At 69.7% G+C, this 16,447-nt stretch carries 10 protein-coding genes; 2 read left to right on the forward strand and 8 right to left on the reverse strand.

Going from position 1 to position 16,447, the window contains the following annotated elements:
• The 6 genes from ACWEKR_RS04095 to ACWEKR_RS04120 form a co-directional block, all read right to left on the reverse strand.
• The gene (locus tag ACWEKR_RS04095) at nucleotides 1-777 is read right to left on the reverse strand and encodes an ATP/GTP-binding protein (RefSeq protein ID WP_195089327.1); all 777 of its coding nucleotides are present in this window, start codon (nucleotides 775-777) and stop codon (nucleotides 1-3) included.
• 35 nt (nucleotides 778-812) lie between these two features.
• A complete protein-coding gene (locus ACWEKR_RS04100) occupies nucleotides 813-1,775 on the reverse strand; it encodes an AvrD family protein (protein WP_452353202.1) in 963 nt (320 codons plus the stop codon).
• 11 nt (nucleotides 1,776-1,786) lie between these two features.
• Nucleotides 1,787-8,062 (reverse strand): SDR family NAD(P)-dependent oxidoreductase, encoded by a 6,276-nt coding sequence (locus ACWEKR_RS04105; RefSeq protein ID WP_452353203.1) that lies wholly within the window; start codon nucleotides 8,060-8,062, stop codon nucleotides 1,787-1,789.
• Between the two features lie 128 nt (nucleotides 8,063-8,190).
• Nucleotides 8,191-9,336, reverse strand: coding sequence for an LLM class flavin-dependent oxidoreductase (locus tag ACWEKR_RS04110; RefSeq protein ID WP_452353204.1), 1,146 nt, complete (start codon nucleotides 9,334-9,336; stop codon nucleotides 8,191-8,193).
• Between the two features lie 15 nt (nucleotides 9,337-9,351).
• Entirely contained in the window at nucleotides 9,352-11,559 is a 2,208-nt protein-coding gene (locus ACWEKR_RS04115) for an MMPL family transporter (RefSeq protein WP_452353205.1), read from the reverse strand.
• Between the two features lie 51 nt (nucleotides 11,560-11,610).
• A complete protein-coding gene (locus ACWEKR_RS04120; protein ID WP_452353206.1) occupies nucleotides 11,611-12,537 on the reverse strand; it encodes a ParB/RepB/Spo0J family partition protein in 927 nt (308 codons plus the stop codon).
• Between the two features lie 158 nt (nucleotides 12,538-12,695).
• On the opposite strand from ACWEKR_RS04120, the gene ACWEKR_RS04125 reads away from it, so the two are divergent.
• Together ACWEKR_RS04125 and ACWEKR_RS04130 are read left to right on the forward strand one after the other, a co-directional pair.
• Entirely contained in the window at nucleotides 12,696-13,283 is a 588-nt protein-coding gene (locus tag ACWEKR_RS04125) for a TetR/AcrR family transcriptional regulator (protein WP_452353207.1), read from the forward strand.
• Nucleotides 13,284-13,583: 300 nt separating this feature from the next.
• Nucleotides 13,584-14,516 (forward strand): universal stress protein, encoded by a 933-nt coding sequence (locus ACWEKR_RS04130; protein WP_452353208.1) that lies wholly within the window; start codon nucleotides 13,584-13,586, stop codon nucleotides 14,514-14,516.
• Here ACWEKR_RS04130 and ACWEKR_RS04135 read toward each other — a convergent pair.
• Together ACWEKR_RS04135 and ACWEKR_RS04140 are read right to left on the reverse strand one after the other, a co-directional pair.
• Complete coding sequence (locus ACWEKR_RS04135) at nucleotides 14,506-14,973, reverse strand: CBS domain-containing protein (protein ID WP_452353209.1); 468 nt, start codon at nucleotides 14,971-14,973, stop codon at nucleotides 14,506-14,508. The genes ACWEKR_RS04130 and ACWEKR_RS04135 overlap by 11 nt on opposite strands.
• A 106-nt stretch (nucleotides 14,974-15,079) precedes the next feature.
• Complete coding sequence (locus tag ACWEKR_RS04140) at nucleotides 15,080-16,333, reverse strand: cytochrome P450 (RefSeq protein WP_452353210.1); 1,254 nt, start codon at nucleotides 16,331-16,333, stop codon at nucleotides 15,080-15,082.
• Nucleotides 16,334-16,447 lie beyond the last annotated feature (114 nt).

Below are 16,447 nucleotides of genomic sequence, written 5' to 3' on the forward strand. Positions count from 1 at the left end.
CTAAACGCGAGTGGCGAATTTGATCTTGCGGCCGAGAGTGTGCGGTTGTTGCTGGGCGATGATCGTTTCCTGGACGCGCTCACGGCTGCTGCGCACGATCTCCATCGCCTCCTTCACCGCCACATCGATGTCCATCACGGTGGGGATGTCGAGCATCGAGACGATGGATTCCAGGCGCTGTTCCGGGGTGCCGCGCACCGTCACGACGGGCTGCCCGAGTTCGCTGATCGCATGCAGCAGCTGCCGATCGGAGATGGCGCGATAGCGCTCGTCGACCGGCCGGTGGCCGTCGGGGTCCATCGGCACCTCCACCGGGAGATGGAAGAAGATGTCGTAGTTCTGCCGCGCCCGCTGCCGGGCCATGTCGCCGTAGGCGTTGAGGTAGCGGCGATAGAACGGCCGGCCGGGCAGCGTGAGGGTGTTCTTGACGGCCTTGTGCCAGCGGGACGAGCCGGGGTTGGGGCCGGTGACGAGCCGCGTGGTGCCGTAGACCCACTCGTTGAGCACCGAGCCGTCGGCGATGAATCCGCCTTGGGCGTCGAGGATCGCCTCGGCCTGGATGCGCAGCTCCAGCCTGCGGAAGCCGAGCGCCATCAGCTCGGTGGTGCTCAGATCCTGGAACCGCATGCCCGGATAGAGCTCGGTGACCACCTCGCGAGCGGACGAGGCGTCCACCCGGGGAATGCCGGTCAGCAGGGACAGCGCCGTGGAAGTCGTGGTCTTCCCGGTCGAATACGTGCCGGAGATGACGATGCGTCGATAGTTGTTTCCCGACATGGGAGTGCCTTTCTCAGTGTTCGGGGATGCGCGGGTCAGGCCGGCAGCCGGTGTGCGAGGTCGTAGCGGATCGCACAGCCCGCGAAGTCCGATGCCCAGCTCGAGATGCGCCAGTCGCCGCCGCCGAAGGTGAGGACCATCGAGCGGGCCATGTGGGTGGTCGCGGTGCCGGAGGTGAACGGCGGTGGGGGAGCGGACGCGCGGGCGGTCATCCGGCGCATCCACAGTGTCTCGCTGTCCTTGCGGGCGATGTTGTCCAGCTCGTACAGCACGACTTGGGACAGCTGCGCCAGGATCACCGTCGCGTCCACCAGCGTGACGGAAGGCTGGTAGGCGTCTGCGACACCATGCCAGGGGCCCGCCGAATCCGGTTCCGCGAGAGCGAAATCGGCTTGTGCGCGGCTGCCGCCGTCGGAGACGAGGACGTTGCGCAGATACTGCCCGCGGGCGTACACCCCGCCGTGGAAGTATCCACGCCCGGTCTCGTGCACGGTGCGGCTCGCCGTCCGCGGCGGGCGCGGTGGCGCCGGGAGCGCCACGGTGGCTTCCAGGCTCATGCCGCCGCCCAGCGCGCCGGTGATGCTGATCGTGCTGCCCTCCACCGCGACGACCGTCGCGCTGATCGCGAACTCCGCCAGCGACTCCGTCGCGATGGTCCCGCTGCTGAACTGGACGAAAGGCACCCAGCAGGAGCGGATCTCGCTGTCGGTGAGCCCGAAGCACTCGCGCAGGATCACCTCGAGCAGCCGATAGCCGAAGATCGAGCAGTCGATGCTGCTGACATGGGGGACCAGCACCCGGGTGCTCTTGCGCGACCAGTCGAGTGGGTAATGCACCCCCGCCGTCGCGGTCAGCCGCGGACGGTCCTCCACGTCGCGGTCGACGGTGATGTCGAAGATGCGGTGGGTGATCCGCTTGTACCCCTCGCCGAAGAACCGCCCGTCCCGGTGGCCCAGCACGGTGTCGATGTCGGCGTAGGGGATCAACTCGGTGGACATGTCGCTTCCTTTCATGCCGCGGCCTGCGCGTCGGCGGGCTCGGCGAACCGGGTGACCACCTTGGCGCCGATGCCGCGCAGCGACAGGCCCCTGCTGAGTTCGAGCGCGGAGATCTTGACGTCGAGTTCCTTCTCGGTGCGGGCTCCGAATTCCATCGCCATGAGCGAGTCCATGCCGAGGTCGGTGACCGGCTCGTCGATGTTGATGGCTTCGGTGTCCACGCCGAGCACCACCGCGAGCTGGTCGGCGAGGCGCTGGGCGACGAAGTCGGCGCGCTGTTCGGTCGGGAGCGTCAGGATCTCCGCGCGCAGCGTGCCGCCGGCCTCGCCGGTCACCCCGATGTCGGCGAGCAGTTGGCGGAAGCGCCGGGTATCGGTGGACGGACGCGCGACCCGCGACCACACCGTCCAGTCGATATCGGCCACCACGACCTGGGCGCTGTCGAGGGTCAGGCATTCACGCAGCAGGGCGGTGGCGCGGTCCATGTCGATGGGCAGGAACCCGATCGACTTGACGTAGTCCACCAGCGCCTCGGTCTTGTCGGCCATGCCGCCGCCGCTCATGAAGCCCCAGTTCACCGCCAGCGCCGCGGCGCCGCGAGCCCGCCGCTGGGCCGCGAGCGCGTCCAGCGCGGCGTTGGCGGCGGCATAACCGACCTGCGGGGTGATGCAGCCCAGCGCGCTGATCGAGGAGTACAGCACGAACATGTCCAGCTCGATGCCCGCGGCCTCGACCGCCCGGTCCAGATGCTGCGCTCCGCGGACTTTGGCGAACAATTCGTCGAGCGACTCCCGGGTGATCTGCGGGACGGGCAGGTTGTTCACCACCCCTGCCGCGTGGAAGACACCCCGCAGCGGCCCGACGGACCGGATGCGATCCACCAGGGCGGCGGTCGCGGCGTAGTCGGCGACGTCCACCCGTTCCTCGATCACCGTCACCCCTGCCGCGGTGAACGCCGCGACCTGGTCGCGGGCCTGTGGGGTGGCGGCTCCGCTGCGGCCGACGAGCACCAGTTTCCGGGCTCCCTCGGCGACCAGCCAGCGGGCGGTGGCCGCGCCGAACCCGCCGAACCCGCCGGTCACCAGGTAGCAGCCGTCCGGGTCGATGCGCGGGTAGGCGATCGCGGGCCGCACCATCGGGCATACCTCGCGCAGGTCGAGCACCACTCGGCCGATCTGGTCGGATCGGGCGACGGACTCGAATGCCGCGGCGAGCTCCGACACCGGATAAGCCGTATACGGCAGGTACTGGTAGCGCCCCGCGCGCAACGCCGCGTGGCTGGCCCGCATCGGCGCGCGGAGCAGTTCCGGGTCGTGGGCCAGTGCACGGTCCATGTCGACGGAGAAGAACGTCAGGTTGCGATCGAAGGGCTCCAGATCGATGACCCCGCCGGTGTAGATGTCGGCCTTGCCGATGTCGACGACCCGGCCGAATTCCGCGGCCACCCGGAAGTTCTGGCGCAGGATCTCGCCGGGCGCCGAACTGTAGACGACGTCGACGCCGCGTCCGCCGGTCAGCTCGGCGATCTCGTCGACGAAGTCGGCCGAGCGCGAGTTCAGCACGTGCTGCGCGCCGAGCCCGCGCACCTGCGCCCGCCGCTCGGGCGTGCCCGCGGTCGCGATCACCGTGGCGCCGATGTCCAGCGCGACCTGCACCGCGGCCATGCCCATGCCACCCGCCGCGCCGTGCACGAGCACGGTCTCGCCGGCCCGCAGGCGAGCCAGCGTGCGCAAGCCGAATTCGGCGGTGAGCAACGGCAAGCCGGACCCGCAGGTCAGCGGGTCGTAGTCCGCTCCGGGCAGCAGGCCGTGCGGCATGGTGGCCCCCGCGTCGACGGGCATCGTCACGTATTTGCGAAGGATGTCGCGAGCGCACACCATCATCCGGTCGCCGACCGCGACGCCGGTGACGCCGGGCCCGACGCGCTCCACCACACCGGAGCCCTCCATGCCGACCGTCGTGCCGAAATAGGTGCCGGTGAGCTCCTTTTCGGTGAGCACGCCGATGACCTTCATCGCGTCCTTGTAATTGAGCCCGGCCGCCTCCATCCGGACCTCGATCTCGCCGGGACCGGGCGCGATGCGCTCGGTTTCGCGCAGAGCCAGGTCGGACATCAGCCGCGACTTGGGGATCTCCACGGCGAACGAGGCTTCCGGGTCCGGCAGCGGGGTGGCCCGGTTGCGCTGCTCGAGGTGCGTGCCGAAATTGCGGTCCAGCCGCACCGCCCAGTGGTCGGCTCCGCGCACACCGATCTCGTCGAGCACGCCGTCGCTGAGAACGAGATCGGCGAGCGTCGTGGCCCGCGGGTCCGCGTCGACCAATCGCCAGCCCGCGGCGGGCTGTTCGTTCAGCAGGGCGCGCCGCGCACCCACCAGTGCGCCGTGTGCCACCTGGGCGGTGCTGTCGGCGGGCGTGCACAGCGCGTTCTCGGTGACCACGATCCCGTGCACGTGGACGTGCGGCGCGTCGGCGAGCAGATGCTCGATCGCGTTCGCCACGCGCGCGAGCCAGTAGACGTTGCGCGCGGCGTCGAACGCCGCGCCGAACACGCTGACCACGCGGATGCGTTCGCCGATCGGCTCGCCGTCGGGGGAGCGCAACGCCAGCCACAGGCGCTCGTCGTCGTCGGCGTCGGGGTCGGCGAGCACGACGGTGCGGTCGGCACGGTCGCCCAGCAGCGTGGTCGCCCGGTCGGCCGCGTCGGCGCCGACACACACGGCGACCACGAGCTCCGCCTCGACCGGACGCGCGCCGGTCGGGGCCTCGACGATCTCCCAGATGGGCTGGTAGAACACGCGTTCCAGCTGATGGGTGGCATCGACAGTCGCGCTGACCGGGCGGAATTCGACACCCAGCAGACGCATGGCCACCTCGCCGTTCTCCCCGACGACGGCGATGTCGGCGCGCAGCGGGTCGACCCCGCGCCGGGTCACCACGACCCGTGGGCGCTCGGGCAGCGGGCCCAGCCGCCGCACCCCGGCGATGGCGGCGGGCACGATCGCCACGCCGGTGTCCGTATCCGCGGCCAGCGCGGCGACGCATTGCAGCGCGGCGTCGACCACGGCCGGATGGGCCAGGTGCCGGACCGGCGCGGGTTCCTCGACCGGGGCGAGCGCGGCGACCACCGCGTCCGCGCCGACGACGGCCGAGACGATGCGCTGGAAGGCAGGCCCGTAGTCCAGGCCGCGAGCCGCCAGGCCGCGATAGAGATCCGGGCCCGCGACGGCGGCGGCGTGCTCCGGAGCCTCGACCTCCACGGCGGCGGCGGCGAAGTCGGCTTCGATGAGCCTGCCGTGGGCGTTGAGCGTCCAGGTGGCCGCGGTGGCCGGGCGTGACCGGATCTGGAAGCGTTTGGTCGACTCCTCGACGTTCACCCGCAGCACCGGGACGTCGTGCTCGTCGATCACCAGTGGCGCGACGAACTCGACGGACTCCAGGCCGACGCTGGTGCGCCCCGTGCGCTCGACGGCGGCGCTGAGCGCGGCGTCGAGGTAGGCCGCCCCGGGCAGCACCACATGCCCGTCCACGACGTGGTCGCGCAGCCACGGCAGCCGCGAGACCGACAGCTGCACCTCCCATTCCGAGTTCGCCGCCGCGGTGCGGTCGCCCAGCAACGCGTAGCCGTCCGGTGTGCCGAGGCGATCGAGCAGGGTGACCGGTTCGTCGTGCCAGACCCGTTTGCGCTGCCACGGGTACGCGGGCAGGTCCAGGTGCTCGACGACCGAGTCCGGGCGGCCCGGGACGGTCGAGCCGTCCAGCGAGCCGGCGACATACAGATCCGCGACGGCGCGCAGCACGTTGTTGCGGTCGCGCAGATCGCGCGAGAGCGTGGTGACCGCGGCGCCGATCACGCCGCGATGGATCAGCATCTCGCGGATGTTGCCGCTGAGCACCGGGTGCGGCCCCACCTCGAGGAAGACCCGGTGGCCCGCGTCGACCAGCGCGCCGATGGCGTCGGCGAACCGGACCGGTTCCCGGACGTTGCGGCACCAGTAGTCGGCGTCCCATTCCGTGCCCGCGATCTCGGCGGCGGTCACCGTGGAGTACGTGGTGAGTTTCGCGTCCCTCGGCGCGAGCCGGCTCAGCGCCGCACGCAGATCATCGAGGATCGGGTCCATCAAGTGGCTGTGGTAGGGCACCTCTACCCGGAGGCTGCGCGCGAACGTGCCGGTGGCCGACAAGGTGTCGCGCAGCAACTCGAGGTCCCCGCTGTCGCCGGCGAGGGTGACCGCGCCCGGGCTGTTGACCGCGGCGATCGAGATGCTGTCGGTGCGGGCGAGCAACTCCCGCGCTTCGTTCTCGGACATGCCCAGCGCCAGCATCCCGCCGGTGCCCGCGGTGGTCGCCTGCAGCCGGGCGCGGTGGTAGCTGACGGTGAGCGCGTCCCGCAGCGACAGCGCGCCGGACACGTACGCGGCGGTGACTTCGCCGACACTGTGCCCGACCACCACCGCCGGATACACCCCGTACTGGGCCAGTTCGGCGGTCAACGCGGCCTGCAGCACGAAGTTGGCCGGCTGGGCGTAGGCGGTGCGCATGATCCGCGAGTCGGCCTCGTCGGCGAGCATCTCGTCCAGGATCGACCAGCCCGCGATCGAGACGAATTCGCGGTCGATCTCCCTGGCCACCTTCGCGAACGTGCTGTCGGTGGTGAGCAGTTCGCGGCCCATGCCCCACCACTGCGGGCCCATACCGCTGAAGACGAAGACCGGCTCCACCTCGCCGTCGCCGATGAGCCGGGACGGGGCCCGGCCCTCGCCCGCGGCGAAGGCGCGCAACTGGGCGCGCAGATCGTCGGCGTCGTCGTAGGCGAAGCCGACCCGCAGGGGGTGATGGGCGCGCCGGGTCCACGCGGCCGCGGTGACCGCGTCGGCGGGGTGGCGGTCGAGCGCGTGCGCGAGTTCGTCGGCAAGCGCCCGGACCGCGGTCTCGTGGCGGCCGGAGATCGGCAGGACCTTCGGCACCGGGCGCTCGTCCTCGGCGCGCGCGGGCCGCGGTGGTGCTTCGACGAGGATGACGTGGGCGTTGGTGCCGCCGTACCCGAAGCCGTTGACCGCGACCACGCCTTTGCCCGGCGCCGCGGGCAGCGGTTCGGGCTGGAGCGGTACCCGTAGTCGAAGCTCGTCGAACTCGATCTCCGGATTCGGTGTATTCAATTCGAATTGCGGCGCGACGGTGCGGTGGTGCAGGGTGAGCGCCGCTTTGATCAGGCTCGCGACCCCGGCCGCGGCCTCGGTGTGCCCGAAGTTGTTCTTCACCGAGCCGACCGGCACCGGTTCGCCGCGGCCGTCCACCGCGCCGTACACCGCGCCCAGCGCGGAGAGTTCGATGGGGTCGCCGACCGCGGTGCCGGTGCCGTGCGCCTCGAGATAACTCACCTCGTGCGCCGCCACGCCCGCGTCGTCGCGCACCTGGCGGGCCAGCTGTTCCTGCGCAACGGGATTCGGCACCGGGATGGCCATGGTGCGGCCGTCCTGGTTGACGCCCGTCGCGCGGATGACGGCATAGACGCGGTCGTAGTCGCGCTGTGCCAGATCCAGCGGCTTGAGCAGCACCGCGCCCGCGCCCTCGGCGCGGCCGTACCCGTCGGCGGCGGCGTCGAAGGTCTTGCAGCGCCCGTCGACCGAGAGGAACCGGCCCTTGCACATCGAGATGAACGTCTCCGGCTGCAGCATCGCGTTCGCCCCGCCGGCCAGTGCGATCTCGCACTCGCCGTTGGCGATCGCCTGCACCGCGAGATGTGTGGCCACCAGCGACGACGAGCACGCGGTGTCGACGGTCAGGCTCGGGCCGTGCAGGTCGAGCAGATAGGAGATCCGATTGGACAGCAAGGTGTGCGAGGCGCTCATCGCGGTGTGGCTGGTGATCGCCGAGCGGACCAGCGGCCCGCTGCGCCCGAGCACGTTGTCGAGGATGAAGCCGCCGACGTACACGCCGACGCGGTGACCGGAGACCCGGCCCGCCATGCCTGCGTCGTCGAGCGCCTCCCAGGTGACCTCCAGCAGCAGCCGCTGCTGCGGGTCGAGGATGGCGGCCTCCTTCTGGGCGATGCCGAAGAAATCGGCGTCGAAATCCCACAGCGGCTGGGTGAGAAATCCGCCGCGTCGGGTGTACATACGCCCCGGCGCATCCGGATCCGGGTCGTAGTACTTTTCGACGCTCCATCGGTCCGGCGGTATATCGACGATCCCGTCGCCTTTGCCGAGTAGGAAATTCCAGTAACTCTCCGGGTCGAATACGCCGCCTGGAAAACGGCAGCCGATACCCACGATTGCAATGTCGACCATTGTTTCTCCTGGCCTGAAATGCGGGACCTTGCTGAGCCCCCCGACCGCAGCAGCAAAATATCTGACGAGCTTCTTCGCTCGAATGGCCATGCTATTGCGCATGCCACTCGGGCGTCAATTGCGTTGCCCTACAGTTTCTTCAACTTACGTAACGTCGCCACCAGGGGCGCGTTCGAAAACATCCCGTGCGTGATGTTCGGATGAATTGCGCTGAGATTCATGAGCACGGCGTAGCGCAGACCGTGGTCGCGCCAGTGCGCCATCTGCTCGGTGATCTCCTCCGGCGTGCCGGTGAGGCAGAATTCGCGCACCAGCGACGGCGGGACCTTCTCGACGTACTCCAGCACGGTGCGCTCGTCCAACGTCTGCGGCAGATAGTCCTGCAGGCCGGTGAAATCCTCGCCCAGGGGATGGGTCGCGCCGTGCCTGGTCCACATCTCGCCCGGGGCGCACAAGGTCAGCGCCCGCGCGCCGACGCTCTCGACGAGGGTGTCCACCTCCGCGGGGCGGGTGGCGGTGAGCACGCTGAACACGGCGGCGGGCGCGACCGACAACGGGTCGCGGCCCGCGTCGGAGGCCGCCGCGCGGACCAGCTCCAAGCGGTGCCGGTACTCGTGCGGGCGCTGCGCGAAGCCGGGGAACCATACGTCGGCGTAACGCCCCGCGGCCCGCAGCATCCGCGGCCCGCCCGCGGCCACCCAGATCTCCGGGCGGGTGCCGCGGTACGGCGGTACGTCGAAGACCGCGTCGCGCAGCGGGAAGTGCGGCGAGTCCCTGTTCACCAGGCTGCCGTGGGAATCCCACAGCGCGCGGATGGTGGCCAGCGCCTCTTCGAAACGCCCGACCGGAGCGGTCCAGTCCACGCCGTAGGGCTCGTTGTTGTCCCGGATACCGGTGCCGATGCCGAGAATGGCCCTGCCCCTGCTCAAGTGATGCAGGGTGGCCGCGGCCTGCGCGGTCACCGCGGGATTGCGACGGCCGGCGTCGGTGACGCCGACGCCGAGCCGCAAGCGCGCCAAACGGTTCTGCGCGGCGAGGTAGCCCAGCGCCGTCCACGGTTCGTAGATGCCGTCGGCGTGCGGCGCGAGCCGGGTGATGCCGACGTGCCGCGGCTTCCAGATCGAGGCGGGCAGGATCGAGGGCAGATGGTCGGTCACCCAGAGCGAGTCCGCCCCGCCCGCCATCGCCACCGAGCGGCTGCCGCGAAATTGCAGATCGGGCGCGAACCGGGTGTAGACACCGGAATCCATCACACCTGTGCGGAATTTCGCCATGTTCTTCCTATCGCACTACTTGGGTACTGGTTCGAGAACGGCGCTGGTCTCGGGGATTTCGATACGGTCGTGCAAGCGGGCGAGCCGGCGCGGCGCCCACCAGTTGGCCGCGCCGAGCATGCGCATCAAGGCCGGCGCGAGCACGCCGCGGATCAACGTGGCGTCACTCAGCACCGCCAGGGTCAGGCCGAGGCCGAACAGCTGGATGAACGACACGTGCGAGGTCACCATCCCCGCGAAGGCGATCGCCATCAGGCACGCGGCCGCGGTGAAGATCCGCGCGGTGCGGGCGACGCCGGTCGCCACCGCACGCGTGTTGTCGCCGGAGGCCAGCCACTCTTCCCGGATCCGGGACAGCAGGAACACCTCGTAGTCCATCGAGACGCCGAAGGCGATGCAGAACATCAGGATCGGCATGGTCGGCACGAGATATCCGGTCGGGGTGAAACCGAGCAGATCCGACAGATGCCCCTCCTGGAAGACCCAGACCATGGCACCGAAGGTGGCCGCCAGCGAAAGCGTGTTGAGCAGCAGCGCTTTGATCGGCAGCAGCACACTGCCGGTGAAGAAGAACAGCACCACCACCGTCGACAGCGCGATCACGAAGATCGCCAGGGGAATCTTCGCCGCGAGCGCGTCGAGCGCGTCGACGCTTTCGGCCGCCGCGCCACCGAGTAGCGCCCGGCCCGGCGCGGGGACCGCGCGCACCCGGTCGAGCTGCTCGATCGCGGCGGGGGAGTACGGGTCGAGCCGGGTGCCCACGCGCAGATACGTGCCCGCGTCGCCGCGCATATCGGGCGGCGCCGAGGCCACTTTCAGCCCGCCGGTATAGACGCCCGCCGCGGACAGCACCGACGTGACGTCCGCCACTCGCGACAAACGCTCTGCGTAGGCGGCGATCTCGACGTCGCCGCCCCGGAATCCGGGCACGGCCACGAGCACTCCGGCCATGGCGTTCTCCCGGAAGCCGGTACGCAAGGCGTCGCCGACCTCGTGGCTGGACGCGCCGGTGATGACCCGGTCGTCGGCGGCGCCGAACCGGACGGACAGGAACGGCGACCCCAGCACCAGCAGCAGCGCGACGACCGCCACCGCGGACACCACCGGGCGGCGCATCACCAGCAGCACCGTGCGATACCAGCGGGTTTCGGTGACTTCCACCGGAGCGGGACGCGACCGGCGGCGCAGCAATGCGCGCACGTCGAGTGCGTCGACGCGGGGCCCGAGCAGCGCCAGCGCGGCGGGCACCAGCAGCAGCGTGGTGAACACGGCCGCCCCGAGCACCGCCAGCCCCGCGTAGGCCAGCGACCGGAGGAAATACAGCGGGAAGACCAGCAACGTCGACAGCGACAGCGCGATCACCACCCCGGAGAACAAGACTGTGCGACCCGCCGTCCGCGCCGTGCGCGTGACAGCGGAGCCGGTGTCGTGTCCGGCGGCGAGTTCCTCCCGGAACCGGCTGACCATGAACAGGCTGGAGTCGATCGCGACCGCGAATCCGAGGGCGCTCATCATGTTCAGCGCGAAGATCGATACGTCGCCGACCTCGGTGAGCAGCCGCAGGATCGGCAGGGTCGCGAAAATGTTGAACACGCCCACCGCCAGCGGGATCAGCGCCGCTGTCAGGCTGCCGAAGACCAGGACCAAGGCCAGACCGGTCAGCGGTATCGCGATCGCCTCGGTGATGAGCAGGTCGGTGACGATCTGATGGCTCATCTCGTCGAAGGCCACCGCCTGGCCGCCCGCGCGCACGGTGACGCCGTCGTAATCACCGCTCACCTGGTCGGCGATGGCGCCGGCTCGTTTGGGCGCGTCGGTGTCGTCGCCGGTGACATGGGCCAGGACCAGGCCATCGCGGCCGCCGTTGCCGCGCAGGCCCTGCCGCAGATCCGACGGAAGTTCCCAGTAGGACTGGACCGCGTCGACCTCGCTGCGGCCACGCAGGTTCCCGGCCAGGCGTTCACCGACCGTGCGCGCCGCCGGACCGTCGAGTCCTTCCGGAGCGGTGACCAGCAGCACGAGATTCGGTGCCGCGCCGGGGAAGTCGCGGCCCAGGAACGCCGCGACCTCGGCGGATTCGGTGTCGGACGGGATGTAGCCACCGGATTTCAGGTGGGCGGGCGCCGACCAGCCCAGCCCGACGCAGACGATCCCGACGAGCAGCGCGCCATAGAGGATGGATCGCGGTCGCCCGACTGCCAGGCGTGCGAGACCAGCAAGCATGATGAATGACCCCTTCTCGGATTCCGGCCGTGCGTCGCGGGTGTGGCGGCGTTACTCGGTGGCGCCGGAATCGATGTAGCCGGCCAGCGCCCGCCATTCCTTGGCGTTGCGGATGGCGAGTTCGGCGACGGCCGGGATGCAATGCGGAGGGACGGTGGCCACCAACGCGGTCCACACCTCGCGCTGCATGGAGTGGGTGTGCAACCAGCGCAGCAGGTCGCGGCCTTGCTGGCTGTGCCGCATGGCGGGGTCGCGCGTGAGCTGCTGCAGCAGCAGCGCGCTGCCCTCGGGTTGGTCCGCGGCGTTGTCGTGCTCTGGTGACCCTGTCTCTCGCAGACGTTTCCGGATCGCGTGCGCCGTGCTGATGGACACCTCGGCCGCGGCGGCCAGCGCGCGCAACGGCATGTCCGGCGAGGTGGCCAGCAGCTCGGCGACGCGGCGTCTGCGCTGGGCGCGATCCATCGGCCTGCGCCTGCCGTCGGCGCCGACGCGGATGTTCGACTGCGGAATTTCCGCAGTCGAACGTTGGCGAATCGTGGCCACCGTGCGCGCCGAGAGCCCCGTGGTGGAAGCGATGGCGCGGTCGGACAATTCCGGGAGAGTCTCGATGATCCGCTCGGCCGCCGCTTTGCGATCCGCGAGCGTCAACGGCAGCCCGTGCGTCGTATTCAGTTCGACGCCGCGCAGAAAAGCCTCGGCCTGTGTTCCGTCGAAGAACACGACGTCGATGTGCTCGCGTCCGAGCCATTGCGCGGCGCGCAACCGATGCATTCCGTCGATGACGCGCATCGTGCTGCGGTGCACCAGGATCGGCGGCAATTCGGTATCGCTCTCGGCCAGCCGCGCGATATGCCGGCGATCCTCTCCGTTCGACCGCGGCGAGTCCGCGGGCAGCAGATCGTCGATCGATACGCGATAACGCGCGTTCGACGCCAGTGGCACCACATCGCCGCTCGCCAATTTAAACTCAGCGGACATTTCGAACCCCCAGGGTCGCCCGGAATCAGATCGGTCCTCGATGACCCGATGGCCCATCCCGAACCCGGTTAGGCTTCGACCGACCGATCGGTCACAGCGTAGGTGCGGCCGGTGCCCGACACTAGCTTTTTCAGAAAGAGTGGGGAGACTTCGGAAACATGACAGTCATTGCGGACCCCGGTCGCACGGCACTGCTCATCGCGGGCACCGTGGTAGCGGAACGCGAAGGGCTGCATCGCCTTTCGGTCAACGCGGTGGTCGAGGAGGCCGGGATGGCCAAGGGCACCTTCTATCACCACTTCGTCAACCGCCGTAGCTACGTCATCGCGCTGCACCGCCGCTTCTTCGACGCGCTGTCGCAGTCGGTGGCCGCCGCGCTGGCCGGGATACCGCCGGGCATCGAACGGATCGCACCCAGTCTGGACGCGTTCCTTGATGCCTGCCTCGACGCCCGCGGCACCGAGGCGTTCATGGTCCAGGCGCGCACCGATCCGGATCTGCGCGAGGAGATCCGCCGCCGTCACGAGCTGTTCATCGCCGTGGGGCGGCCGGACATGGTCGCCGCCGGGTGGCCCGACCCGGACGCGGCCTCCCGGATGAAGGTCGCCATGGTCGGTGAGATCTGTCTGGCCGAGCTGACTTCCCGGCGTGCGCGTCCGGATCTGCGCATGGCGGCCGTGCGGATGCTGACCGCGAACCGCACCGGGCCGCTCGGGTTGGAGCCGCCCGAGGACAATGCGACCTAGGCGCCGCTGTACTCAGCGAAAACTGCTCTGCGCGAATCGCTTTCGCGTCCACGCGCCCTCCCGTTCGTTTGCCGGGTGACGGCTGGTGTACGAGAGGCGCCGCGACGGACCACGGTCGCGGCTCGCCACGGCGACGGCATCGATCCCGGCGGTGACGGTGCGAGGCGCGACCGGTCGCGCGAGTGTCTTTCGGCCCTCGCGCCGGGGACGATCAGCCGTGTTCGCGCCTGCGGTGCGGCGCATACCGTCGAGTTCGGCGCTCGGTTGGGTGCTACACGATCACGGGCTCGGGAGGCCGTCATGACAGAACAGCGATTCGACGACCCGCACCACCTCGCCACAGCGAAAGTGGTTGTCGGCGTGGATGGTTCGGAGGGATCGTGGACCGCGGTGCGGTGGGCGGCGCGGTTCGCGGCCGAGCGCGGACGGGACCTCGAGATCCTGCACGGGATGGAGCTGGTGGGGACCGGGTGGGTGCTCGGCGACTACGAGGTCGTGATCCCCTCGGTGCTCGACGCTGCCCGCGAACAGGGACGAGAGGTGGTCGCCCAGGCCGAACGCGTGGCCCGTTCGGTCGCGCCCGAGCTGCGTATCTCGGCTCGCGCGACGAGCGACACCGGAAGGCAACTGTTGATCGAGCACAGCGCCGAGGCGTACGCGGTCGTGATCGGTGCGACCGGCGACGCGGGGACGTTCGCGCACCTGGGCTCGACGCTGCTGGCGGTGACGGCCCATGCGCACGGCACGGTGGTCGTCGTGCGGACCGACCCCGACGCCGACGGCGGGGTGCACCCGTCGGGCCCGGTGGTGGTCGGTGTGGACGGCAGTCCGGTCGGAGACGCCGCGATCGCGGCAGCGTTCACCGAAGCGGCCGAACGCGGCGCCGACCTCGTCGCCGTCCACGTGTGGACCGACTGGGGCTCCGGGCGCTTCGCCGGTGACGTCCACCGGACCGACGCCGAACTCGACAATGTCGAGCGGGTGCTTCTCGCCGAGCGGGTCGCGGGCTGGCAGGAGAAGTTCCCGCAAGTTCGCGTCACGCGGAAGGTCGAGGTGTCCGCTCCTGCGTCTCATCTGCTGTCCTGGTCGAAGGTGGCGCAGTTGCTGGTCGTGGGCAGTCGCGGCCGGGGTGGCTTCGCCGGGATGCTGCTCGGCTCCACCGCCAACACGGTGGTGCAGCACGCTTCGTGCCCGGTCATGGTCGTGCACCCACAGGAGCGGATCAGCGGCTAGCCGCGCTGTCCGATGCGTTCCCGGTCACGGGCAGATTTGCGGCGCAGATCGCCTCGACGAACTCACCGACGGTGGCCCCGGTCAGATGGCGAGCCAGATCGGCCTCGGTGATGATGCCGACCAGCACGCCGTGGTCGGTGACCGGGAGCCGACGGACCCGGTGCTGCTCCATGAGCACCAGGGCGTCGCGCACCTCGGTGCCGGTCTCGACGGTGTGCAGTCGATCGGCGCCCTGCGCCAACTCTCCGGCGGTGGTGGTCTTCGGATTCGCGCCGACGCCGACGACCTTCACCACGATGTCGCGATCGGTGACGATGCCGACGGGACGGCCTTCGCCGTCGCAGATCGGCAGCGCGCCGATATCGAGCTGTCGCATCCGCTGGGCGGCTGCCTCCATGGTGTCTCGCACACTGATGTGTTGTACGTCGGCCCGCATGATCGTCCGCGCGGTGGTCATGATGTGTCTCCTTCCACTCCGGCGGCGTGCTCGCTACGTCGATCATCATTCGACGGCGACGGGGGTACCGACAGAGCAGAAGGTCATCAGGCCGGTCTGGCGCCCGTCAGATGTTCAGCGGAGCGGTCGGCGGGAAGGTGACCGGCAGTTCGGTCAGTGCCCTGTGGAAGGGCCCTGGTCGCCAGCTGGGTGTCCCGTTCGGCAGGTTCGGTCGGATCTCCGGCAGCGCGTCGAGGAGTTGGTCGATGGCCTCTTGCGCGATCAGATAGGCCGCCGACCGCGCCGGGCAGGCATGCGGGCCGAGGCCCCACGCCAGGTGGGAGCGGTTGCCGGTCAGGTCGCCTGCGCGGATCGCGGGATCGTTGTTGCAGGCGGCCATGCTGATGACGACGGGCTGGTGTGCCGGCAGCCAGATGCCGTCGATGAGGATCGGATGGCGCGGGTAGGTGATCAGCAGGTTCGCCAGCGGCGGGTCGTCGAACAAGACCGAATCGATGGCATCGCGCGACGACAGGTTGCCGCCGAGGATGCTGTCGCCATAGCGCTCGTCGGTGAGGATCAGCAGCAGGGTGTTGACGATCAGGTTCAGCTGGAATTCGATCCCGGTGCCGTAGACCTGGGACACGTGGTGCGAGGCCTCCACGTCGTTCAGCCGGGCGGGATGCTGCAGCAGTACCGAGGTGATGTCGCGGTCGGGTTCGGCGCGTTTGAGCGTCACGAGGCTCATCAGCGCCTCCCCGAGCATCTGATTGCCCTTCTCGGCGTCGACACCCTCGAGCAGCGCGGCCGTCCCGGCGGCCACTTGCCCGCCGATCTCCGGCGGGCAGCCGAGCAGATAGTTCACCACTTCGAATACCAGTGGGAACACATACTGGCGGATCAGGTCGGCGGACCCGTCCTGGCAGAAGGAGTTGATCAGCGGGATGGCGACGCCCTCCACGACGGATTGCAGGGCGTACAGGTCGACCTCGTCGATGGCGGCGGTGATCGCGCCTCGGTAGCGAGTGAAGTCGGTCCCGGTGCTGCGACTGGCCATGGGCCGCCATTCCAGCAGGGGCAGGATGGGGCAGTCGGCGGGAATGTTCTTCTGCCAGGCACGTGGGTCGGCGGGGAAGTGCTCGGGATCGTTGAGGATCCGCACCGCGGTGCTGTAGCCGATCACCAGGGTGGCCGGTACCCCCGGCGCCAACTCCACCGGCGCCAACGACCCGTAGCGCCTGCGCATTTCGCGATAGACATGGTGCGGATCAGCCGCGAACTCGGCCGAGTACAGGGGCACCCGCGGGTCGTCGGAATCGACGGGCGAGCCGTGGACTACCGGGCACGACTGCGCCGGAGCCTGAGATCCCAGCGTACTCAAGAGCAAACTCCAAACTTGGTTCGTATGCACTAGCTGACTGCTGAAGCGTCGCTCCCTGCCCGGACACTGCACCGGAGCGAGTTACCGGGTCTGCGCCGGAACCGGTAGATGGTA

The sequence above is a fragment of the Nocardia sp. NPDC004573 genome (assembly GCF_053602135.1).

Bases quoted from the DNA above. Each gene is read 5' to 3' on its own strand.
- ACWEKR_RS04130 (WP_452353208.1), top strand. From the start codon at position 13,584: ATGACAGAACAGCGATTCGACGACCCGCACCACCTCGCCACAGCGAAA.
- ACWEKR_RS04125 (WP_452353207.1), top strand. From the start codon at position 12,696: ATGACAGTCATTGCGGACCCCGGTCGCACGGCACTGCTCATCGCGGGC.
- ACWEKR_RS04115 (WP_452353205.1), bottom strand. From the start codon at position 11,559: ATGCTTGCTGGTCTCGCACGCCTGGCAGTCGGGCGACCGCGATCCATC.
- ACWEKR_RS04110 (WP_452353204.1), bottom strand. From the start codon at position 9,336: ATGGCGAAATTCCGCACAGGTGTGATGGATTCCGGTGTCTACACCCGG.
- ACWEKR_RS04120 (WP_452353206.1), bottom strand. From the start codon at position 12,537: ATGTCCGCTGAGTTTAAATTGGCGAGCGGCGATGTGGTGCCACTGGCG.
- ACWEKR_RS04095 (WP_195089327.1), bottom strand. From the start codon at position 777: ATGTCGGGAAACAACTATCGACGCATCGTCATCTCCGGCACGTATTCG.
- ACWEKR_RS04105 (WP_452353203.1), bottom strand. From the start codon at position 8,062: ATGGTCGACATTGCAATCGTGGGTATCGGCTGCCGTTTTCCAGGCGGC.
- ACWEKR_RS04135 (WP_452353209.1), bottom strand. From the start codon at position 14,973: ATGACCACCGCGCGGACGATCATGCGGGCCGACGTACAACACATCAGT.
- ACWEKR_RS04100 (WP_452353202.1), bottom strand. From the start codon at position 1,775: ATGTCCACCGAGTTGATCCCCTACGCCGACATCGACACCGTGCTGGGC.